The organism is Xanthobacteraceae bacterium (genome assembly GCA_019454205.1).
In the GTDB taxonomy this organism is placed as follows: Bacteria; Pseudomonadota; Alphaproteobacteria; order Rhizobiales; family Xanthobacteraceae.
On sequence record CP075369.1, the window covers coordinates 177,223 to 196,951 of the forward strand.

General features: G+C 63.2%; 22 protein-coding genes and 1 other RNA gene. 10 read left to right on the forward strand and 13 right to left on the reverse strand.

The window, feature by feature from the left end; translation table 11 throughout:
* Nucleotides 1-5 precede the first annotated feature (5 nt).
* The gene (locus KF794_00805) at nucleotides 6-866 is read left to right on the forward strand and encodes a prephenate dehydratase (GenBank protein ID QYK45293.1); all 861 of its coding nucleotides are present in this window, start codon (nucleotides 6-8) and stop codon (nucleotides 864-866) included.
* Here the strand turns inward: KF794_00805 and nudC are convergent.
* Complete coding sequence (gene nudC, locus KF794_00810) at nucleotides 863-1,807, reverse strand: NAD(+) diphosphatase (protein QYK45294.1); 945 nt, start codon at nucleotides 1,805-1,807, stop codon at nucleotides 863-865. The genes KF794_00805 and nudC overlap by 4 nt on opposite strands.
* Before the next feature lie 61 nt (nucleotides 1,808-1,868).
* The gene (locus KF794_00815) at nucleotides 1,869-2,282 is read right to left on the reverse strand and encodes an HIT domain-containing protein (protein ID QYK45295.1); all 414 of its coding nucleotides are present in this window, start codon (nucleotides 2,280-2,282) and stop codon (nucleotides 1,869-1,871) included.
* A 97-nt stretch (nucleotides 2,283-2,379) separates the two neighbouring features.
* On the opposite strand from KF794_00815, the gene ffs reads away from it, so the two are divergent.
* From ffs to KF794_00845, 6 genes are all read left to right on the forward strand, one after another.
* Nucleotides 2,380-2,476, forward strand: an RNA gene (ffs, locus tag KF794_00820) — signal recognition particle sRNA small type.
* 19 nt (nucleotides 2,477-2,495) lie between these two features.
* Nucleotides 2,496-4,286 (forward strand): DNA polymerase III subunit gamma/tau, encoded by a 1,791-nt coding sequence (locus tag KF794_00825; GenBank protein QYK45296.1) that lies wholly within the window; start codon nucleotides 2,496-2,498, stop codon nucleotides 4,284-4,286.
* Nucleotides 4,287-4,298: 12 nt separating this feature from the next.
* Nucleotides 4,299-4,619: a YbaB/EbfC family nucleoid-associated protein gene (locus tag KF794_00830; GenBank protein ID QYK46531.1), complete on the forward strand. Its 321-nt coding sequence runs from the start codon at nucleotides 4,299-4,301 to the stop codon at nucleotides 4,617-4,619.
* 69 nt (nucleotides 4,620-4,688) lie between these two features.
* The gene (gene recR / locus KF794_00835; protein QYK45297.1) at nucleotides 4,689-5,294 is read left to right on the forward strand and encodes a recombination mediator RecR; all 606 of its coding nucleotides are present in this window, start codon (nucleotides 4,689-4,691) and stop codon (nucleotides 5,292-5,294) included.
* Nucleotides 5,295-5,303: 9 nt separating this feature from the next.
* The gene (locus tag KF794_00840) at nucleotides 5,304-5,831 is read left to right on the forward strand and encodes a DUF1176 domain-containing protein (protein QYK45298.1); all 528 of its coding nucleotides are present in this window, start codon (nucleotides 5,304-5,306) and stop codon (nucleotides 5,829-5,831) included.
* A gap of 12 nt (nucleotides 5,832-5,843) precedes the next feature.
* Nucleotides 5,844-6,395, forward strand: a complete 552-nt coding sequence (locus tag KF794_00845; protein ID QYK45299.1) for a DUF1176 domain-containing protein — start codon at nucleotides 5,844-5,846, stop codon at nucleotides 6,393-6,395.
* Here KF794_00845 and KF794_00850 read toward each other — a convergent pair.
* Nucleotides 6,376-7,809 (reverse strand): MFS transporter, encoded by a 1,434-nt coding sequence (locus tag KF794_00850; GenBank protein QYK45300.1) that lies wholly within the window; start codon nucleotides 7,807-7,809, stop codon nucleotides 6,376-6,378. The genes KF794_00845 and KF794_00850 overlap by 20 nt on opposite strands.
* Before the next feature lie 45 nt (nucleotides 7,810-7,854).
* Complete coding sequence (gene rmuC, locus KF794_00855; protein ID QYK45301.1) at nucleotides 7,855-9,069, reverse strand: DNA recombination protein RmuC; 1,215 nt, start codon at nucleotides 9,067-9,069, stop codon at nucleotides 7,855-7,857.
* A gap of 113 nt (nucleotides 9,070-9,182) precedes the next feature.
* Between rmuC and def the strand changes: the two genes are divergently transcribed.
* From def to truA, 3 genes are read left to right on the forward strand one after another with little or no spacing between them, the layout of a single operon-like run.
* Nucleotides 9,183-9,707, forward strand: a complete 525-nt coding sequence (def, locus tag KF794_00860) for a peptide deformylase (protein QYK46532.1) — start codon at nucleotides 9,183-9,185, stop codon at nucleotides 9,705-9,707.
* 26 nt (nucleotides 9,708-9,733) lie between these two features.
* The gene (gene fmt, locus KF794_00865) at nucleotides 9,734-10,660 is read left to right on the forward strand and encodes a methionyl-tRNA formyltransferase (protein QYK45302.1); all 927 of its coding nucleotides are present in this window, start codon (nucleotides 9,734-9,736) and stop codon (nucleotides 10,658-10,660) included.
* Entirely contained in the window at nucleotides 10,660-11,403 is a 744-nt protein-coding gene (truA, locus tag KF794_00870; GenBank protein ID QYK45303.1) for a tRNA pseudouridine(38-40) synthase TruA, read from the forward strand. The genes fmt and truA overlap by 1 nt, the downstream gene beginning before the upstream one ends.
* On the opposite strand, the gene dapE is transcribed toward truA, so the two are convergent.
* From dapE to KF794_00915, 9 genes are all read right to left on the reverse strand, one after another.
* Nucleotides 11,391-12,536: a succinyl-diaminopimelate desuccinylase gene (dapE, locus tag KF794_00875; protein ID QYK45304.1), complete on the reverse strand. Its 1,146-nt coding sequence runs from the start codon at nucleotides 12,534-12,536 to the stop codon at nucleotides 11,391-11,393. The genes truA and dapE overlap by 13 nt on opposite strands.
* Nucleotides 12,529-13,242, reverse strand: a complete 714-nt coding sequence (locus KF794_00880) for a hypothetical protein (protein ID QYK45305.1) — start codon at nucleotides 13,240-13,242, stop codon at nucleotides 12,529-12,531. Before KF794_00880 ends, dapE begins: the two co-directional genes overlap by 8 nt.
* Nucleotides 13,243-13,303: 61 nt before the next feature.
* Nucleotides 13,304-13,774, reverse strand: coding sequence for a DUF805 domain-containing protein (locus KF794_00885; protein ID QYK45306.1), 471 nt, complete (start codon nucleotides 13,772-13,774; stop codon nucleotides 13,304-13,306).
* Nucleotides 13,775-13,813: 39 nt separating this feature from the next.
* The gene (locus KF794_00890; GenBank protein ID QYK45307.1) at nucleotides 13,814-14,245 is read right to left on the reverse strand and encodes a hypothetical protein; all 432 of its coding nucleotides are present in this window, start codon (nucleotides 14,243-14,245) and stop codon (nucleotides 13,814-13,816) included.
* Nucleotides 14,246-14,280: 35 nt separating this feature from the next.
* Nucleotides 14,281-15,129 (reverse strand): 2,3,4,5-tetrahydropyridine-2,6-dicarboxylate N-succinyltransferase, encoded by an 849-nt coding sequence (gene dapD / locus KF794_00895; GenBank protein QYK45308.1) that lies wholly within the window; start codon nucleotides 15,127-15,129, stop codon nucleotides 14,281-14,283.
* Nucleotides 15,130-15,196: 67 nt separating this feature from the next.
* The gene (locus KF794_00900; protein QYK45309.1) at nucleotides 15,197-16,189 is read right to left on the reverse strand and encodes a DUF1036 domain-containing protein; all 993 of its coding nucleotides are present in this window, start codon (nucleotides 16,187-16,189) and stop codon (nucleotides 15,197-15,199) included.
* A complete protein-coding gene (gene argB / locus KF794_00905) occupies nucleotides 16,189-17,085 on the reverse strand; it encodes an acetylglutamate kinase (GenBank protein ID QYK45310.1) in 897 nt (298 codons plus the stop codon). The genes KF794_00900 and argB overlap by 1 nt, the downstream gene beginning before the upstream one ends.
* Nucleotides 17,086-17,152: 67 nt before the next feature.
* Nucleotides 17,153-17,794, reverse strand: coding sequence for a ribosome biogenesis GTP-binding protein YihA/YsxC (gene yihA / locus KF794_00910; GenBank protein ID QYK45311.1), 642 nt, complete (start codon nucleotides 17,792-17,794; stop codon nucleotides 17,153-17,155).
* Between the two features lie 3 nt (nucleotides 17,795-17,797).
* The gene (locus KF794_00915; protein ID QYK45312.1) at nucleotides 17,798-19,642 is read right to left on the reverse strand and encodes an ABC-F family ATP-binding cassette domain-containing protein; all 1,845 of its coding nucleotides are present in this window, start codon (nucleotides 19,640-19,642) and stop codon (nucleotides 17,798-17,800) included.
* Nucleotides 19,643-19,729: the final 87 nt, after the last annotated feature.

Below are 19,729 nucleotides of genomic sequence, written 5' to 3' on the forward strand. Positions count from 1 at the left end.
GCAGCATGGCAACGAAGAAAACCATCGTCTTTCAGGGCGAACCCGGCGCGAACTCGCACATTGCTTGCCGCGAGCGCTTCCCGGATTACGAGCCGGTGCCCTGCGCGACCTTCGAGGATGCGTTCGCGGCCGTTTCGGGCGGTAACGCCGACCTCGCGATGATCCCGATCGAGAATTCGGTCGCAGGCCGCGTCGCCGACATTCATCACCTGATGCCGCATTCCGGTTTGCAGATCGTGGGCGAATTCTTCCTGCCGCTCTCGCATCAGTTGCTGGCGGTCAAGGGCGCATCGTTGAAGACGATCAGGACCGTGCAAAGCCACGTTATGGCGCTCGGCCAGTGCCGCAATGTGATCCGCGAACTCGGCCTTACCGCCGTGATCGGCGCAGACACCGCGGGCAGTGCGCGGCAGATCATGGAGGCCAACGATCCGGCGCGTGCGGCCATTGCCTCCGCGCTTGCCGCCGAAATCTATGGCCTCGACATCATCCGCGAGAACATCGAGGACGAGGATCACAACACAACGCGCTTCATCATTTTGCAGAAAGAGAAGTCGTGGGCGAAAGCAAATAACGGCGTCGTCGTCACAACCTTCGTCTTCAGGGTGCGTAACGTACCGGCTGCGCTTTACAAAGCGCTCGGCGGTTTTGCGACGAACGGCGTCAACATGACGAAGCTGGAGTCGTACCAAATTGACGGCAATTTCTTTGCGACGCAGTTCTATGCCGACGTCGAGGGACACCCGGACGACCGCGGGCTGAAATTCGCGCTGGAAGAACTCGGCTTCTTCTCAGAGGAACTGAAGATTCTCGGCGTCTATCCCGCGCATCCGTTCCGCATGAAGGCGCGCAACGAAGCCTCTTAATCAAACAATTTGTCGCCGCGGGCGACGAACGCCTTCACCAGATGATGGGCAATGGCAATCGGCGGCGGCGCGAATTGCCGTGCCGGATGCTTGCCGGTGAGCAACGCTTCCGCTTCGGCGCGCGAAACCCAGCGCGCGGCTTCCAGCTCGACTTCGTCGATCTTCAATGTGTCCGATTGCGCTTCGACGAAGCAGCCGATCATCAGCGACGCCGGGAACGGCCACGGCTGCGACGCGAAATAGCGAACACGCCCGGAGGGCAGGCCCGCTTCTTCCAGCGTCTCGCGGCGTACCGCTTCCTCCAGACTTTCGCCGGGTTCGACGAAGCCCGCGAGCGCCGACCACATGCCGGGCGGAAAGCGCGATTGCCGTGCGAGCAGGCAGTTGTCGCCGCGTACCGCGAGCATGATCACGCACGGATCGGTGCGCGGAAAATGCTGGCCTTCGCATTTCGGGCAGTCGCGCCGCCATCCAGCCTGCGCGACGCGGGAAGGCGCGCCGCAGTTGGAGCAGAAGCGATGCCGCGCATGCCAGTAGAGCAACGCCTTGGCGGTTGCGAGCGCGGAAAGATTTCCCGGCGAGACCAGCCCCTGCAAGGCAATCGAGCGCAGGTCGATGGCAAGGAAACCGATGCCCTTGATCGCTTCCACGCTTTCGGGCGGCAGCGAAATGCAGAAACGTCCTTCTTCGTTTTCCTTGCCGAGCAGCGCGTTTTCCAGCGGTTCGCCCAGCATCGCGGCTTCGTTTGGGGTCAGGGCAGGGTCGAACGCATCGCCGCGCTTCACGAGCACGATGCTCTCGCCGGCGAGTGCGTAGTAACGCGCACCCGCGCCGCCACGCAGCTTCGCGAGCAGCGCTTCGTCGCCGCGCTGTTCGCTGAGGCGGTCGAACGGCGCGCCGGAATAAGCGAGTTTCGGTTCAAGGCCGGAAGGATTGGACATGCGGGCAATCGGATCGAAGAAACGCGGTGACGCTGGCACGGCGCGGACAGCGCCGCAATGCTCATGCCCGCATGGCTAATGCGCTGCGCAACCTCGCGATGAGATCGGCGGAAGTTTCCGCTGCGTAAGGTGTGCGCGTGCCGAAGCCCCAGACCGGTCCCGGCCATGCTGGATCGCGCTCGAAGCGCGCGACGACGTGCACGTGCAACTGCCGCACGAGATTGCCGAGCGCGCCGACGTTTATCTTGTCGCATTGCGTCACCGCGCGCAGCTCCGCGCCACATGCCGACACTTCTTGCGTCAGCGTTGCGCGCTCCGTTTCGCTGAGGTCGAAAATCTCCGCGAGGTTCGGGCGGCGCGGGATCAGCACCAGCCACGGGAAGCGCGCGTCGTTGTGCAGGCGGACCTGTGTCAGCGCGAGGTCGCCGACGAGGAGCGAGTCCGCTTCCAGCCGCGGGTCGAGCGAAAAATCCACAAATCCCCCAAAGAAAACAGGCAGGTTCCGCGCGAGAATAGAGCGAATTCCGCGCCCGCGCTTGCCTTCGCGCGCCGTGCGCCCGATATAGAGTGCGGGAGGTTGGCGGTGGACGAGCCACTCGCCAACCGGGTCAGGTCCGGAAGGAAGCAGCCCTAACGAGACCGGTTTGGGTCATCGTTCCAGCCTCCCACTTATTCCTCGGACGGTGCGATGGACGATACGCCCGGAAAAAAGGTCGCGGCGCAGGAAGGCGCTTCGCTGTTCGGCGCGCAGCCCGCGGCCGCCGGCTACCGGGTGCTCGCACGCAAATACCGTCCGCGATCCTTCGACGATCTCATCGGCCAGGAGCCGATGGTCCGCACACTCTCCAATGCCTTCGCCAGCGGCCGCATCGCGCAGGCCTATCTGCTGACCGGCGTGCGCGGCGTCGGCAAGACCACCACCGCGCGCATCCTCGCGCGTGCGCTGAACTACGAGCCGAAGTCCGGCGGCGGCGCGCCGACCCTCGACATGCCGGAGATGGGCCGCCACTGCGAAGCGATCATCGAAGGCCGCCATGTCGACGTAATCGAGATGGACGCCGCCTCGCATAACGGCATCGACGACATCCGCCAGATCAACGAGGCGGTGCGCTACACGCCGGTAAACGCCCGCTACAAGGTTTACATCCTCGACGAAGTCCACATGCTTTCGACGCAGGCGTTCAACGCGCTGCTGAAAACGCTGGAAGAGCCGCCCGCGCACGCGAAGTTCATCTTCGCCACGACCGAAGTGCGCAAGGTCCCGGTCACGATCCTTTCGCGCTGCCAGCGCTTCGACCTGCGCCGCGTGGACGGTGACACGCTCGCCAAGCATCTCGTGAAAATCTGCCAGCTTGAGCAGGTAACGGCCGCGCCGGAAGCGCTCGCCCTGATTGCGCGCGCGGCGGAAGGCTCGGTGCGCGATTCGCTCTCGTTGCTGGACCAGGCCATCGCCCACAGCGGCGCGGGCGTGGAGACGGAAGAAGTACGCGCGATGCTCGGTCTCGCCGACCGCTCGCGCGTGATCGACCTGTTCGAAGAAATCATGAAGGGTGACACGCAGGCCGCGCTGAAATCCTTCCGCGAGCAGTACGATCTTGGCGCGGATCCGGCTGCGATTCTCACCGACCTCGCGGAGTTCACGCACCTCCTTACGCGCTTCAAGATCGTGCCGTCTTCGCTCGAAGACGCGAGCCTGTTCGAAGCGGAGCGCAATCGCGGCCGCGATCTTTCCTCGCGCATTTCCATTCGTGTGCTGTCGCGTGCGTGGCAGATGCTCTCGAAGGGCATCGGCGAAGTGAGCGCTTCCGCGAAGCCTGCGCAGGCGGCCGAGATGGTGCTGGTGCGGCTTGCCTATGCAGCCGATCTGCCGACGCCGGACGAGGCGCTGCGCGCGCTTGCCGATGGTGGTTCGGCTGGCGGCGGGAGTGCCGCGCCGTCTTCGCCGCCTTCCGGTGGTGGCGCGCCGCGCGCGCGCGCGTCTTACGGCGAAGCCGTGGCCCGTGCGCCGCGCACGGAAACGAACCCCGTTCCTGCGGTCGCCAACGCGCCGCAGTTGCAGACCTTGCAGGACGTGTACGCGCTGGCCGAGAGCAAGCGCGAGATTTCCATTTCCCACACGCTGAAGAAGTTCGTGCGTCTGGTGAAGGTCGAAGACAGGACGCTTACCGTTTCGCTCGATCAGGGCGTGCCCGCCGACTTCACCGGAAAGCTCAGCGCCGCGTTGACGCAATGGATGGGCCAGCGCTGGTTCGTCGTGGTGGACTCCCGCAACAAGGGCGGCGACACGCTTGAAGAAGTGGAGAAGGCCTCGCAGGCAAAGCTGAAATCGGATGTGCGCAACCATCCGGCCGTGCAGGCGATTCTGGAGCGCTTTCCCGGTGCGGAGATTGTCGAGGTCCGCAAAAAAGCCGCGCCGGAAACGCAAATTGGCGACGACGACAGTTTCGACGCGCCCCGCGAAGACGACGAAGAAGAATAGGAGCCGCCGGTGATCAAAGACATGATGGGCATGATGTCCAGGATCAAGGAACTGCAAGCCAACATGGAGCGCATGCAGGCCGAACTGGATACGCTCGAAGTCGAGGGTGCGGCTGGCGGCGGCCTCGTGAAAGTGACCATGAGCGCGAAGGGCGCCGTGAAGAAGGTTTCCATCGACGCCAGCCTGATGAAGGCGGACGAAAAAGAAATCGTCGAAGACCTGATCGTTGCCGCCAGCGCCGATGCGCGCGCGAAATCCGAAAAGCTGGTCGAGGAAAAAGCCAAGGCGCTGACCGGCGGGATGCCGTTTCCGCCGGGCATGAAACTTTTCTGATGCGGAAATTTCTCGTTTGAGCATGGCCTTGTCCGAGAACCGCTTCCCGCTTTTCGGGATCACGCTCTGATGCGCCGCGTCGTCGCCGGGCCGGAGATCGAACGGCTCATTCAATTGCTGGCAAAGCTGCCGGGCTTAGGACCGCGCTCCGCGCGCCGCGCAGCCTTGCAGCTTGTGCGCAAGCGCGCCGAATTGATGGAGCCGCTCGCCGACGCAATGCGCGGCGCGCTGGAGAAAATCGTGGTCTGCTCCACCTGCGGCAATATCGATACGCGCGACCCATGCTCGGTCTGCGCCGATGCCACGCGCGACGCCTCGCTTCTCGTCGCGGTCGAGAATGTCGCCGACCTTTGGGCGCTGGAGCGCGCAGGCGCGGTGAACGGCCGCTATCATGTGCTCGGCGGCACGCTTTCCGCGCTCGACGGCATCGGCCCGGACGATCTCAACATCGCTTCACTGGTCAGCCGTGCGCACGAACCGGGCGTGCGCGAAGTGGTGCTGGCGCTGAACGCAACCGTCGACGGGCAGACCACGGCGCATTACATTACCGATCTCCTGCGCAACGCCGACGTGAAGGTGACGCGGCTCGCGCATGGCGTGCCGGTCGGCGGCGAACTGGACTATCTGGACGAGGGCACGCTGTCGGCCGCGATCCGCCAGCGCACGACTTTCTAGGAGATTGCGATGCGCGGTTTGTTTGCGGCGCTTTTGCTCTTGCTCATGGCTGCGCCGCTTGCGGCGCAAAACATTACGTTGCCGTCCGATGTCGTTGCATCCGCGCGCAAGCAGGCCGAGTGCGAGGTCAACGATGAAGAAAAGGATATTGAACCGGCCGGAGCGCTGGGCAGCGGGCTGGTTCTGGTAGAGGTGCCGTGCTGGCGTGCGGCCTACAACTTCGGAAGCATCCTGTTCGCGGTCGATCCGAAGGATTTATCGAAAGCGCGCCTGCTGCGTTTCAGGACGCTGGGCGCGAAGAGAAAACTGATCGACACCTATCAGCTCTCCTCGCCGGGCTATGACGAGAAACAGAAAATCCTCAATTCGTTTCACAAGGGTCGCGGGCTCGGCGATTGCGGCACGTCCGGCGAGTGGCGCTGGGACGGCAAGGATTTCGTGCTGACGCGCTACTGGCACAAGGAAGATTGCGACGGCCAGTCCTTCGACGGCGATGAAGCGCGCTATCAGGTTTATCCGTTCCGCAAGAAGAAGTAGGCGAGTGCGGCGATGCGCGGTTTGTTTCTCGCATTGCTGGCCACGGTCTTCGCATTGCCTGCGGCGGCGCAGGAGAAGATCAGGCTGCCGGCCTCTCTGATCGAGGATGTATTCAGGAAAGCGGATTGCACCAACGATGCCGGCGAAGCCGTGAAGAAAGAGCACGAAGTCGCCGGCGATCTCGGCGGCGGGCTGAAACTGGTCGATGTTTCCTGTTCGGGCGGCGCCTACAATTTCAGTTCGGTTCTGTTCGCGGTCGATCCGGCAAAGCCGCAGGAAGCCCGTGCGCTCACGTTCCGGCACTGGGAGGACGAACACAAAGGCTTTCGTCCGACACTCGCGCTGACCTTTCCTTCCTATGACGAGAAAACAGGGCGGCTGCGAACGCACCACAAGTTTCGCGGTCCCGGCGATTGCGGGCACGCCGGTCTCTGGCGCTGGAACGGCAAGGCCTTCGAGATGGAGCGCTACTGGGTGAAGAACAAGTGCGATGGCGTTTTGTTCGACCCGGAGGAAAATCCGGCGAAGTTCGTGGTGTTCCCGCCTAGGATAAGGAAGAAGTAGCGCCGGTCTTTTCCCGCGCGAGCGTGTCGAAATGCCCGCGTCGCTGAAGCCACCACAACAGTAAAATGCCGGGGATCGCGGTAAGCGCGCTGATCGCGAAGAACCATGCCCAGCCGGTGCTTTGCGCGACGAAGCCCGATACCGATGAAAGGTAAGTGCGGCCGACCGCGGAAAGCGCGGTCAGCAGCGCGAACTGCGTTGCCGTGTGCAGCGGGCTTTGGCAGAGCGCCGAGAGGTAGGCGACGAAGATCACGGTGCCGATCGCGCCGGTGAATTGCTCGACGATCACCGAGGCGGTGAGCGCCCACAGGTTGAGGCCCATATAGGCCTGCCATGTGAACACGAAGTTCGAGGCGGTTTGCAGGACCGCGCCGATCCAGAGGCAAGTCGCGAGCGGATAGGCGCGCGCAAGGAAACCGCCCGCGAAGCCGCCCGCCAGCGTCGCGATCAAGCCGACGCCCTTCACGATATTTGCGTAGTCGGTGCGCTCGAAGCCGAGGTCGATCACGAATGGCGCGGTCATCACGCCCGCGAAGGCGTCGCAGAGTTTGTAGAGGATGACGAAGGCGAGGATCGCGAGCGCGTGCGACCGGAGCAGAAACTCGGAGAACGCGGCAAACGCCGCCGTGCCGACCTTGCTGCGCAGGAATGCATTGACCGGCGACTTGATGAAGCCCGGTACGTTTTGCGCGGTGATCTGGACGGCGCTTGCCGCCCAGTCTTCGCGCGAGATATTCGATGCTTCCGGTTCGCGCGCGAGCAAGGTCGCGAACACGCCGACCAGACAAAGCGAGGCCATCACCGCATAGGCCAGCGACCATGCGGTGCTCTTGCCGAACCCGGCCCATTCCCATCCGCTCACGACATAGAGCGCTCCCGCCGTGGAGATGAGCGCGCTGATGCGGTACGCCGCGACATAGGACGCCATGCCGGCGGCCTGTTCGTTCTCTTTCAGGCTCTCTATGCGAAAGGCGTCGATGAGAATGTCCTGCGTTGCGGAAGCGGTCGCGACCAGAAGTGCGGCGAACGCGACCAGCGTCAGCGGCGTATAGGACGGATTGCTCAGCGCCAGCGTGAGGATCGCCGCGATCAGCATGATCTGCGAAAGCATCAGCCACGCGCGCCTGCGGCCCAGCAGCGGCGTGAGCAGCGGCACGTTCAGCGCATCGACAACTGGTGCCCATAGAAATTTGATCGTGTAGGGCGTCCCGACCAGCGCAAACAGGCCGATGGTGCCGAGGCTGACCCCCGCTTCGCGCATCCAGAGCGTCAGCGTCGAGCCGGAAAGCGCCAGCGGAAGTCCGGCGGAGAAGCCGAGCAGCATGACGATCAGTACGCGCGGGCGCGTGTAGACTTCAATCGCCGTGCGCCAGCGTTGCATGCGGGAGGTTTCGGTTTGCACCGAGTCGGCCATGCGGCTTTCTCGCATGGAGTGCGATTTTTGGGAAACGCGCCCCGCTCAGTCCCGGCCGCCGAGTTTCAGTTGCAGCGGTACGGCCACGGGCGCGCCGGTGTCTTTCGGCGATTTGTCTTCGTTGAGTTCGAGCGCTTCGATCTTGGCGCCGCGCGCCGCCACCTTGTCCGCCGAAACGAGAACCTGCCCGACATCCTCGGAGGCTTGCGTGAAATGCTTTTGCAGGTTTCCGGCGCGTGCGCGAAGCCGGCCGATGTCTTCCATGATCCTGCCGACTTCGGTTTGGATCGCTTCCGCCTGCTCGCGCATCCGCGCGTCGCGCACGATCGCCTGCACCACCTGAATCGCGAGCATCAACAGCGACGGCGACACCAGGATGATGCGGGAGCGAAACGCCTTTTGCAGCACGTCGTCGCATTGTTCGTGCAACTCGGCGTAGACCGACTCGGACGGCACGAACATCAGCGCGATTTCCTGCGTCTCGCCGGGCAGGAGGTAGCGCTCGGAGATGTCACCGATGTGCTTGGAAATATCCTGCTTGAGCCGTTGCAGCGCCGTTTTCCGGATTTCGTCGCTCTGTGCTTCGCGCAGCGCGGTGATGGACTCCAGCGGAAATTTTGCGTCGATGGTGAGCGGCCGCTTGTCGCCCGGCAGAAATACCGCGCAGTCCGGCCGCTTGCCGTTGGTCAGCGTATATTGAAAAGCATAGGCGTCTTTCGGCAGGCCATCAGCGACGATCGCTTCCATGCGTCCCTGACCGAATACGCCACGCGCCTGCTTGTTCGCGAGCACGTCTTTCAGCGTCATCATGTGTCCGGTCAGTTCGCTCATGCGCGCCTGCGCGGCATCGACCACGGCAAGCCGCTCGTGCAGTTGCGTGAGGCTTTCGGCGGTTGCGCGGGCCGCGTTCGTCATGTTCTCGCCGAGGCGGTGGGTGACCGCGTCGAGGCGTTCGTTGACAGTGCGGGTCAGTTCTTCCTGCTTCTGGTTCACGCCTGCGGCGATGGATTGCACGGCGCCCGATGCTTCCGACTGCGCGCGGAGCAGGTGAAGCAGGCGCTCCTGCAGGTCCTCGATCCGCATGGCCTGTTCGTCGTTGCGGCGTTGCTGGTCGAGCGCGTCCAGTGCCCGCGCGCGGCTCTGGCGCGAGAGGGCGGCGAGCAGCGCGACCAGCAGCAGGAAGCACAGGCCGCCGATGATCGCGAGGATCAGGCCCGCGGTGACGCCGAAACCGTTGATGGTGAACAGCACTTCGCTCATAGGCAGGCGAATCCGGATGATGGGAACGAAGCGGGAACATGCCAGCTTGCGCCGGGCGCCGCAAGGCCCTGCGCCGCGTTGACCACGCTCCGTTCATCACCTATCTCGCGCGCATGATCCGTCCCATTGTGCAGCTTCCCGACGCCGTCCTCCGCCGGAAATCCGAGCCGGTTAAGAAGATCGACGACGAGATCAAGAAGCTGATCGAAGACATGTTCGAGACGATGTACGACGCGCCCGGCGTCGGCCTCGCCGCCGTGCAACTCGGCGTGCTGAAGCGTGTCGTCACCATCGACGCCACCCGCGGCGACGAAGAAAAGAAGCCGATGGTGTTCATCAATCCCGAAATCGTCTCCGCGTCCGAGGAAAAGGACGTGAAGGAAGAGGGCTGCCTCTCGATTGCGGAGTTCTACGAAGAGGTGGAGCGTCCGGTGGCGGTGAAGGTCCGCTACCTCGACGAAAAGGGAAAAGAAAAAGAAGTCGAGGCGGACGGCCTGCTCGCGCGCGCGCTCCAGCACGAGATCGACCACCTCAACGGCGTGCTGTTCATCGACCATATTTCCAAGCTGAAACGCGACCGCGTCACCAAGAAGTTCGCGAAGGCCGCGAAGCGCGGCAGCGCCGCCGCGGCCGAATAGCGGCGCGGGCGCGCCGGAGAGGCATCGTGCGCATCGTCTTCCTCGGCACTCCCGACTTCGCCGTGCCGACGCTGAGCGAACTCGCCGCGCGCGGACACGAAGTCGTCGCGGTCTACTCGCGCGAACCGGCGCCTGCGGGGCGCGGCATGGCCGAGCGCCGTTCGCCGGTGCACGAGACGGCCGCGAAATTCGGCATCGCCGTATTGCATCCGAAATCGTTGCGCGGCGAGGAAGCGGCGGAAGTTTTTCGCTCGCATGCAGCGGATGTCGCCGTCGTCGTCGCGTACGGGTTGATCCTGCCGAAATCCATTCTGGAAATTCCCGCGCACGGTTGCCTGAACCTGCATGCTTCGCTGCTGCCGCGCTGGCGCGGCGCGGCACCGATCCATCGCGCGATTCTCGCGGGCGATGCCGAAACCGGCGTGATGGTGATGAAGATGGAGGAGGGCCTCGATACCGGCCCGGTTGCGCTCGCGGAGCGCGTTTCCATCGGCGGGAACGAAACCACCGGAGAACTGCACGACCGGCTGAGCCTGCTCGGCGGCGACCTGATGGCCCGCGCGTTGAGCGCGCTGGAGCGCGGCTCGCTTTCTTTCACGCCGCAGGCGGCGGAAGGCGTGACCTACGCGCACAAGATTGAAAAGGCGGAGTCGAAGATCGACTGGGCGAAGCCCGCGCGCGAAGTGCACAACCACATTCGCGGCCTGTCGCCGTTTCCCGGTGCATGGTTCGAAGCGGAAATCGATGGCAAGGCGCAGCGCGTGAAAGTGCTGCGCTCCGCGTTTGCGGAAGGCAGCGGCACGCCGGGCGCTCTGCTCGATGACCGGCTTGCGGTTGCCACGGGCGGCGGTGCGGTGCGCCTGCTCGAAGTGCAGCGCGCGGGCGCAAAGGCAATGAGCGCGGATGAATTCCAGCGCGGTGCGAAGCTCGCGAAGGGCGGAAAACTCGCCTGATGCCCCGCTACAAATTGACCATCGAATATGACGGCGCGCCGTTTCTGGGCTGGCAGGTGCAGGAAAACGGCATGACCGTCGCGGGCGTGCTGGAAGGGGCAGCGGAAAAACTTTCCGGCGAGCGCGTGCGCATCTTCGGTGCGGGCCGTACCGACGCGGGCGTGCATGCGCTGGGGCAGGTCGCGCACATTGATTTCGTAAAGGACTGGGATACGGACGTGGTGCGCGACGGCATGAACGCGCATCTGCGCCCGCATCCGGTCGCGGTCCTCGCGGCTGAAAAGGCGAGCGAGGAATTCGACGCGCGTTTCTCCGCGGTCAAGCGCCACTATCTCTATCGCATCCGCAACCGTCGCGCGGATCTGGCGCTGGAACGCGGCCATGCCTGGCGCATCGCGCGGCCGCTCGACGCGGGCGCGATGCAGGAAGCCGCGCAATTCCTCGTCGGCCATCACGATTTCACGACTTTCCGCTCGACCGAATGTCAGGCGAAGTCGCCGGTGAAGACGCTCGACGTGCTGAGCGTTACGCGCGACGGTGACGAAATTCGCATCGAAGCCAGCGCGCGCTCTTTCCTGCACAATCAGGTGCGCTCGATGGTGGGTTCGCTCGCACAGGTCGGCGACGGCAAATGGAAGCCCGTTGACATGAAGCACGCGCTGGATTTGCGCGACCGCACCGCCTGCGGTCCCGTCGCGCCGCCGGACGGGCTGTATCTGGTGAGAGTCGATTACGCGAAGTAGCGCTCGAGAATCCGCAAATAGATCTGCGAGAGCTTCTCAACGTCCGCAACCGGCACGCGCTCGTCGATCTTGTGCATGGTCTGGCCGGTAAGGCCGAACTCGATCACCGGGCAATAATCCTTGATGAAGCGCGCGTCCGAGGTGCCGCCGCTGGTCGAGAGCTTCGGCGTAATTCCCGTTTCGGCGTGGATCACGTCCGCGACCAGATCGACGAAAGCTCCGGGTTCGGTGAGGAAGCAGTCGCCCGACGGTTCCCAGTCGATCTGGATGTGCGCGTCGTCCCCGGCTGCACTGGTGATCCGCCTGAGCACGAGATCGCGCAACGAATCCGCCGTATGCAGATCGTTGAAGCGGATATTGAACTGCGCGCGCACTTCCGCCGGAATGACATTGAAGGCGCGATTGCCCGTTTCCACCGAGGTCACTTCGAGGTTCGAGGCATCGAAATGCTGCGAACCCTGATCCAGCGGTTCGCCGATCAGGGCGGATAGTGCGCGCAGCATCGCGGGGATGGGGTTGTGCGCGAGATGCGGATACGCGACATGCCCCTGCGTGCCGCGAATGGTCAGCGTGCCGGAGAGCGAACCGCGCCGGCCGATCTTCGCCATGTCGCCGAGCGCGCCGACATTGGTCGGCTCGCCGAGCAGGCAATGATCGAACTTTTCCCCTCGCTCAGCGGCCCAGCGCAGCAGCTTGCGCGTGCCGTTCACCGCCGGGCCTTCTTCGTCGCCCGTGATAAGAAAGGAAATCGTACCGTGCTTCGGCTTGCCGAAACGGATCGCGGCCGCCGCAAACGCCGCGACCGCGCCTTTCATGTCGCAGGCCCCGCGTCCGAACAATTCGCCGTTGACGACATCGCCTGAGAAGGGCGTGCGGCTCCATTTCTTCTCGTCGCCGGGCGGTACCACGTCGGTATGGCCGGCGAACACGAAATGCGGCGCGCCGTTTCCGATCTTCGCGAACAGATTGTCGATGTCCGGCGTGTTGAAATCCGAGAACGTCACGCGGTGCGCTTCATATCCGGCTGCGCGTAGATAATCGCCGAGTACGGTGAGCGCTCCGCCTTCCGAGGGTGTCACCGAGGGACAGCGGATCAGCGCCTGCGCGATTTCGATTGCGCGACTGTCAGACATGGCGATGTATACGCGCGGATTGGCGATCCTCGTAGGAATCGAGAATCGCGATCTTCTGCCAGGTTTTCAGGCTGAGGCCGCCGGCGACATTCTGGATGTCGCTCGACGCGTCGATCACGATCTCGTCGGGTAGCTTTTGCGCATACAGCGCGGCCAGCTTCGCGCCGAGCGAAAGCATGATGCTGCAATAACCGAGATAGCGAGTCAGTTCGATGCGCGTCATTCCGGCGGTGCTTTCCGCGTTCAGCAATTCGCTCGGATCCTTCGAATGCTGGTGCATGTCGATGACATGGATGATTGAACGTATTTCGTTCAGGTCGCGCAATGCCTGTGTGCGCGCGATGCGTGACTCGAGCGAGAACAGAAAATAAATCGCGACACTGATGAAAATGACGAGGTTTGTTCCCGCTTCCAGGCCCTGAAATAGACCGAATAGATCAATCTCTTCGGCATGTTTGAGCTGAATGGCGCGGACGAGAAAATAAACGATCGTTCCGGCGGCGGCGATGAGAATGAGGATAATGGCCCGCAGCGGATAATTCGCCGCGTTCACGGCCTGCGATTTCGCTTCCGTTTCCTTGGCGACGACGAGCAGCTCCTCGCAGACATGTGCAAGATCGGAATGCGGAAAGCGCTGGGAGATGCGCTCAAGCGTTTCCGAGATGGTCGCAACGATTTCGTTGGATTCGAGCGAACGATAGCGCATGAAAATTCCGGGCGGATCGCTCGCTTATAGCACGGCGAGGACCGCGGCGGGCAATGATCGCTCAGTTGCCTTGCGATGAGGCTGCCTCATCTCTTTGCAGCGGGTCGGGACCGTAGCGGTTAGGCCCGCGCGTGCCCGGAAGGCAGCCGATATAGATGATGAGAAACAGGAAATAGAGAACCAGCAGGATCAAGAACAGCACAGCGAGCACATATCCGGGGCTGTATGGCGCCATGCTGGCCATGGTGGAGGAGGGGAGGTAGCCGATAATGGTGATGATCACGAGGAAAACCGCGACCCAAAGGTAGTGCATGTTGCGGTCCTGTGCGCGCTTCACGAACAGCGCAAAGTGGGACCAGGCGAAGATCAGCACGCCATAGACGATGCCGGTCCCGCTGCGAAATACTGTGCCGTAGTAATACAGAACGGCGAGGATCGGGATGCCGATGATCCAGAGCGCCAGGATTCCGAACCAGAACCGCGAGCGGTTGAACCGTCCGTCCGTACGAAAGAAAAAAACAAGCGGCCCCATTACTGCACCCCGTTCGCTTATGCCAATACAACCAGCAATCTAGGGCTTCGGCAATTCGGCGGATGCTTTCGATTTGAAGAAACCCGGCGCCAGGTAGAGCAGCAGAAACACGCCAAGAACCACCGGCCATAACGATTCGATGAATTCGAGCATCAGGACCGGCCACGCGAACGCGGCGATGGTAAGGACGATGCCGAGAAAAACCGGCGCGCCAGCATCGCGCATCCGGCCGGTCACCAGTCCGAAGTGCCACCAGAGCGCGGCGATCAGGAAAATAAAAGCGATGAAAGCGCTGCCGCCGCCGGTCGGGTTCGTCAATCCCGATGCAGCGGCAAACGCGACAAGAATGAGAGCGGCCTCTCCGGCGATACCAATGAAAAAGAGCTTCTTGCCGACCGGTCCCCGGAAGAAAAGAATCCGCTCAAAGACACTCAGCTTTACTTCGGCTGGTGTGGGCAGGTCGCTGGTCATGACGGCCTCGTTCTTCCGTCACGATACCACGTACATTAATCCCGGAGCAGTTCGTTGATCGAGGTTTTCGAGCGGGTCTTTTCATCGACGCGCTTCACGATCACCGCACAATAGAGACCGGGTCCCGGCTCGTTGCTGTTGGCAATTGGTTTCCCCGGAATTGTGCCGGGCACGACGACCGAGTAGGGCGGTACTTCGCCCATGTAGATTTTTCCCGTCTCGCGATCGACGATCTTGGTGGACGCACCGAGAAACACACCCATCGAAAGCACCGAACCTTCGCGCACGATCACGCCTTCGGCGACTTCCGCGCGCGCGCCGACGAAACAGTTGTCCTCGATCACGACCGGTCCAGCTTGCAACGGCTCCAGCACGCCGCCGATTCCCGCGCCCCCGGAGATATGAACCTTCTTTCCGATCTGCGCGCAGGAGCCGACGGTCGCCCAGGTGTCGATCATCGTGTTCTCGCCGACATAGGCGCCGAGATTGACGAAACTCGGCATAAGCACCGCGCCCGGCGCGATGTAGGCCGAGCGGCGCACCACGCAGCCCGGCACCGCGCGGAAACCCGCCTTCCGGAACTGCGCCGGTTTCCAGCCGTCGAATTTCGAGGGCACCTTGTCCCACCATACGGCGCGGCCGGGGCCGCCCTTGATGGTTTCCATGTCGTTCAGGCGGAAGGAAAGCAGCACCGCTTTTTTCAGCCACTGATTGACGCGCCACTCGCCGCTCGCCTGCTTTTCCGCGACGCGCATCTTGCCGGCATCCAGCAGCGCCAGCGCTTCGTCGACGGCTTTGCGGACTTTGCCCTTTGTCTTCGGGCCGATCTTGGCGGCGTCGGCAAAGGCTTCGTCGATGATCTTTTCGAGTTCGGCGGGCTTCACGGGATGCTCCAGAATTTCAAGGCCCGCGGTTTTCCCGTGCGGGACATGGGCTTGTCAATCGCGACAGTTACGGCTCTCTGAATCGCAGCGTTGCGCCGCCCTGCACGGAAATCTCGACCGGCGTGAAGCCTTTGCTCTCCAGCCCGCGCGCGGGACAGTTGTCGTGCTCGCGGATTTCGAAGCGCGTATTCTTCACACATAGCCTGCGCGTGCCGCCCCAGTTGAGCGCGCGGCCCTTGTGTTGCGCGGGCGCGCCGCTCGAATCGACGGCCTCGGCGAAGGTGAGCACGCTTCCCGCAAAACGGCGCGGCAGTTCCGGCCGCAGGCATGCGCCGGGTTCGAGTTGCCACCAGCCGCGGGTCACGATCTCGCGGCCTTCTTCAAGCGCAAGCGCGGCGAGTACGCGATACCTCGTGTCGTTGCACCACAAGAGGCCCGGCGCGGCGCCGTCGCGCGCCGCATCCAGCAAGAGGTCGATGAACTCCGCGCGGGCGACAATGGTGTTATTGAGCGCGCGGCTTTTGAGGAATGCCGCAAGCGCCATTTCGCTTTTCGCTCCGGGCACGCCATCGACCGGCTCGGCGTCGAAGCCCGCGAGCGTCAGCAGGCGCTGGATCGCCGCGAAGCGCGCCTGCGTCTCGTCGTAGTCCGCGCTTTCCGCGACCGTGATGGCAAAACCGCTCTCGGTCTTTCGCGGCTTCACTTCCGCGAAGGGCAACATGCGATCGCTGGGCTTCGCGCATTTGTTTGCGCCGGCGATGAGAAAGTCGCCCGCGCCGGTGCAGAGTTGCACATGGGTTTCGTTCAGCGGTTTCAGCGCTCCGTAGAGCGCAAGTGCGCGGGCGTGAACGAGCAGCCGGCCGGCGGAAACTTCGCCCCGCAGCACAGTGCGGCAAACGCCGGGATCTATGCGAAACCAGCCGCGCGTGGCGGCAGAACCTTTGCTCTCGATGCCGAGCGCCGTCTCGATCACGAAACTCGTGAGATTGCAGATTTCCAGATCGGCACGCGCGCCGGTCGCCGTCGCAAGCAGAAGAACTGCGGCAAACGTCGCGCGCATCAACGGGTGATCAGCGTGCCCGCGCCGTGATCGGTCAGCAGTTCGAGCAGCACGGCGTGCGGCACCTTGCCGTCGAGAATGACGACGCCCTCGACGCCGCGTTCCAGCGCGTCGATGCAGGTCTCGACTTTCGGGATCATGCCGCCCGAAATCGTGCCGTCCGCGATCAGCTTGCGCGCTTCCTTCAGCGACAACTGCTCGATCAGTTTCTTGTTCTTGTCGAGTACGCCCGGAACGTCGGTGAGGAGCAGCAGGCGCTTTGCTTTCAGCGCGCCCGCGATGGCGCCTGCGAAGGTGTCGGCATTCACGTTGAAGGTGCCGCCTTCCACGCCTGCCGCGACAGGCGCGAGTACCGGGATCAGTTCGCGGCCGAGGATCTGTTCCAGCACGGTGGTATCGACCTTGTCGGGTTCGCCGACATAGCCGAGGTCGATGGCCTTCTCGATGTTGGAATCCTTGTCGCGCGTGGTGCGCGTGACTTTGCGCGCTTTCACCATGTTGCCGTCCTTGCCGCAAAGGCCGACGGCGCGTCCGCCCGCTTCGTTGATGAAGCCGACGATCTGCTTGTTGATCGAGCCGGCCAGCACCATCTCGACCACTTCGACGGTCTTCTGGTCGGTGACGCGAAGGCCGTCTTTAAATTCGGATTTGATGCCGAGCTTGTCGAGCATCTGGCCGATCTGCGGCCCACCGCCATGCACCACCACCGGATTGATCGCGGTCTGCTCAAGCAGCACGATGTCGCGCGCGAACTCGCGCGCTACTTTGTCGTCGCCCATCGCGTGACCGCCGTACTTCACTACAACGATCTCGTCATCGTAACGCTGCATGTGCGGCAGCGCCTGTGCGAGAACGCGCGCCTGCTGGTGCGGGTCGGCGGGAGTTTCTTTGCTCATCGGGAACGGCCTTTGTTGGTGCCGTTCTTCTAGCCGATTTGGCCGCAGGGGCAAAAGGCCCGGCCCGCTAGAATCCGCGCTCTCGCATGAGGCGAACGATGGCGGCGCGGACTTCCGGAATCCCCGCGCCCGTATGAGAAGACGTCGCGAACACCGCCGGAAAGGCCGCCGGGCGTTTTGCGATGGCTTGCCCGGTTTCCGCGACGCGTGCGGGCAGGTCCGCGGCTTTCACCTCGTCGGCTTTGGTCAGCACGATCATGTATCCAACCGCAGCCTTGTCGAACTCGTCGAGCATTTCGGTGTCCACCGGCTTGATGCCGTGGCGCGCGTCGATCAGCACGATGACGCGGCCGAGGTTCACGCGCTTTTGCAGGTAGACGCGAACGAAGCCGGTCCACGCCTTCACTTTTTCCTTGGCGGCTTTCGCGTAGCCGTAACCGGGAAGGTCTGCGAGCACGAGCGGGCCGGAAGACTGGAAGAAATTGATCTGCTGCGTGCGGCCCGGCGTGATGGAGACGCGCGCGAGGTTTTTGCGGTTGGTCAGTGCGTTGATGAGGCTCGACTTGCCGACGTTCGAGCGTCCCGCGAAGGCTACCTCGATCCCCTTCGGCGCGGGCAGGGCGTCCGGCTTGTCGGCTCCGGCAAAGAAATCGAACGCACCCGCGAACAGCTTGCGGCCCGTTTCGATTTCGTCGCGCGTGAAGTCCATAATTTAAGCGCCCGTCGTCCCGTGTTGCTCGCTCAGAGCAAGCCACTCGGCTTCCGCCTTGGCAAGCGCTTCGGAAGCGCGCGTGCGCGCAGCGCCGATGGAGGATGCCTCGCGCGGATTGCGGCTGTGCAGGTCGGCATCGGAAAGCTGCGCGTCGAGCTTCGCGATTTCCTCTTCCAGTTTCTGCACTTCTTTTTCGAGTTGCGCGATGCGTTTGGTGACATTCCCGGCGGCAGGCTTCTTCGTGCCGTCGCCGTTCTTGTCTTTTCCGCGCTGCCGCTCGGAGCCGCCGAGCACCTGGCGGCGATACTGGTCGAGATCGCCCTCATAGGGTTTCACGGTGCCGCCCGCGACCAGCCAGAGCCGTTCAGCGCACGCCTCCAGCAAATGCCGGTCGTGGCTGATGAGGATGAGCGCACCCGGATAATCGTTCACTGCCTCGATCAGCGCAGCACGCGCCTCGATGTCGAGATGGTTGGTCGGTTCGTCGAGGATCAGCAGGTGCGGGCCATGAAACGCCGCAAGGCCGAGCAGAAGACGCGCCTTCTCGCCGCCGGACAACGAAGCAACCTTGGTATCCGCCGCCGGGCCGGAGAACCCCATTTCTGCCGCGCGCGCGCGGATTTTCGCCTCGTGCGTATCCGGCATCAGGCGGCGGACATGCTCGGCGGGAGACTCGTCCGCGTGCAGTTCGTCGAGCTGATGTTGCGCGAGATAGGCGACTTCCATCTTCGACGCGCGCACCACCTTGCCGCCTTGCGGCGCGAGGCGGTCGGCGATCAGTTTTGCAAACGTCGATTTGCCGTTGCCGTTCGGGCCGAGCAACGCGATGCGGTCGTCGTCGTCGATGCGCAGGTCGAGATTTTTCAGGATCGGCTTGCCCGGTTCGTAGCCGACCGACACGCCGTCATAGACGATGATCGGCGGGGAAAGCTGCTTCTCCGGATGGCGAATGGAAATCGCCGCCGGTGCGTCCTCGATGTGGGCTGCGAGCGGCTCCATCTTTGCGAGCGCTTTTACACGCGATTGCGCCTGCCGCGCTTTCGAAGCCTTCGCCTTGAAGCGGTCGACGAAGGCTTGCATGTGGGCGCGCGCAGCTTCCTGTTTCTTGCGCGCCTTTTCATCGAGCACGAGCTTCTCGCGGCGCTGTCGATCGAACGAGGAGAAGTTGCCGCGGTAGAGTTTCAGCTTCTTCTGCTCGAAATGCAGGATGTGCGAGACGGAAGTGTCGAGCAGGTCACGGTCGTGCGAAATCAGCAGGATCGTGTGCGGATATTTCGCAAGATAATCCTGCAGCCACAACGTGCCTTCGAGGTCGAGATAGTTGGTCGGTTCGTCGAGCAGCAAAAGGTCAGGCTCGGCGAACAGCAATGCGGCAAGCGCGACACGCATGCGCCAGCCGCCGGAAAATTCGGCGCAGGGGCGCGCCTGTGCTTCCTCGCTGAAGCCGAGGCCTGCGAGAATCTTCGCAGCCTTCGACGGCGCGGAATAGGCGTCGATGTCCACGAGGCGGATTTCGATTTCCGCGATCCGCATCGGGTCTTTTGCGGTTTCGCGCTCCTCCAGCAATGCGGCGCGTTCGGTATCGGAAGCGAGTACGCGCTCCAGCAGGCTGTCCGGTCCGGCCGGCGCTTCCTGCGCGACGCGGCCGATCTTCGCGCTGCTGGGCAGCCGGATGTAGCCGGTTTCGGTGTCGATCTCTTTCTCGATCGCGCGAAACAGCGTGGTCTTGCCGCAGCCGTTGCGGCCGACGATGCCGACATGCGCGCCTTCGGGAATCGAAATGCTGGCGTGGTCGAGCAACAGCTTGCCCGCAACGCGGAGGGAAATGTCGTCGAGAACGATCATGGTGCCGGGCTTCTAGAACAGGATGCCGTCAAAAGAAATGCCCGGCTTTTGACCGGGCATTTCGCATTTCTCGAATGAGACCGCGGA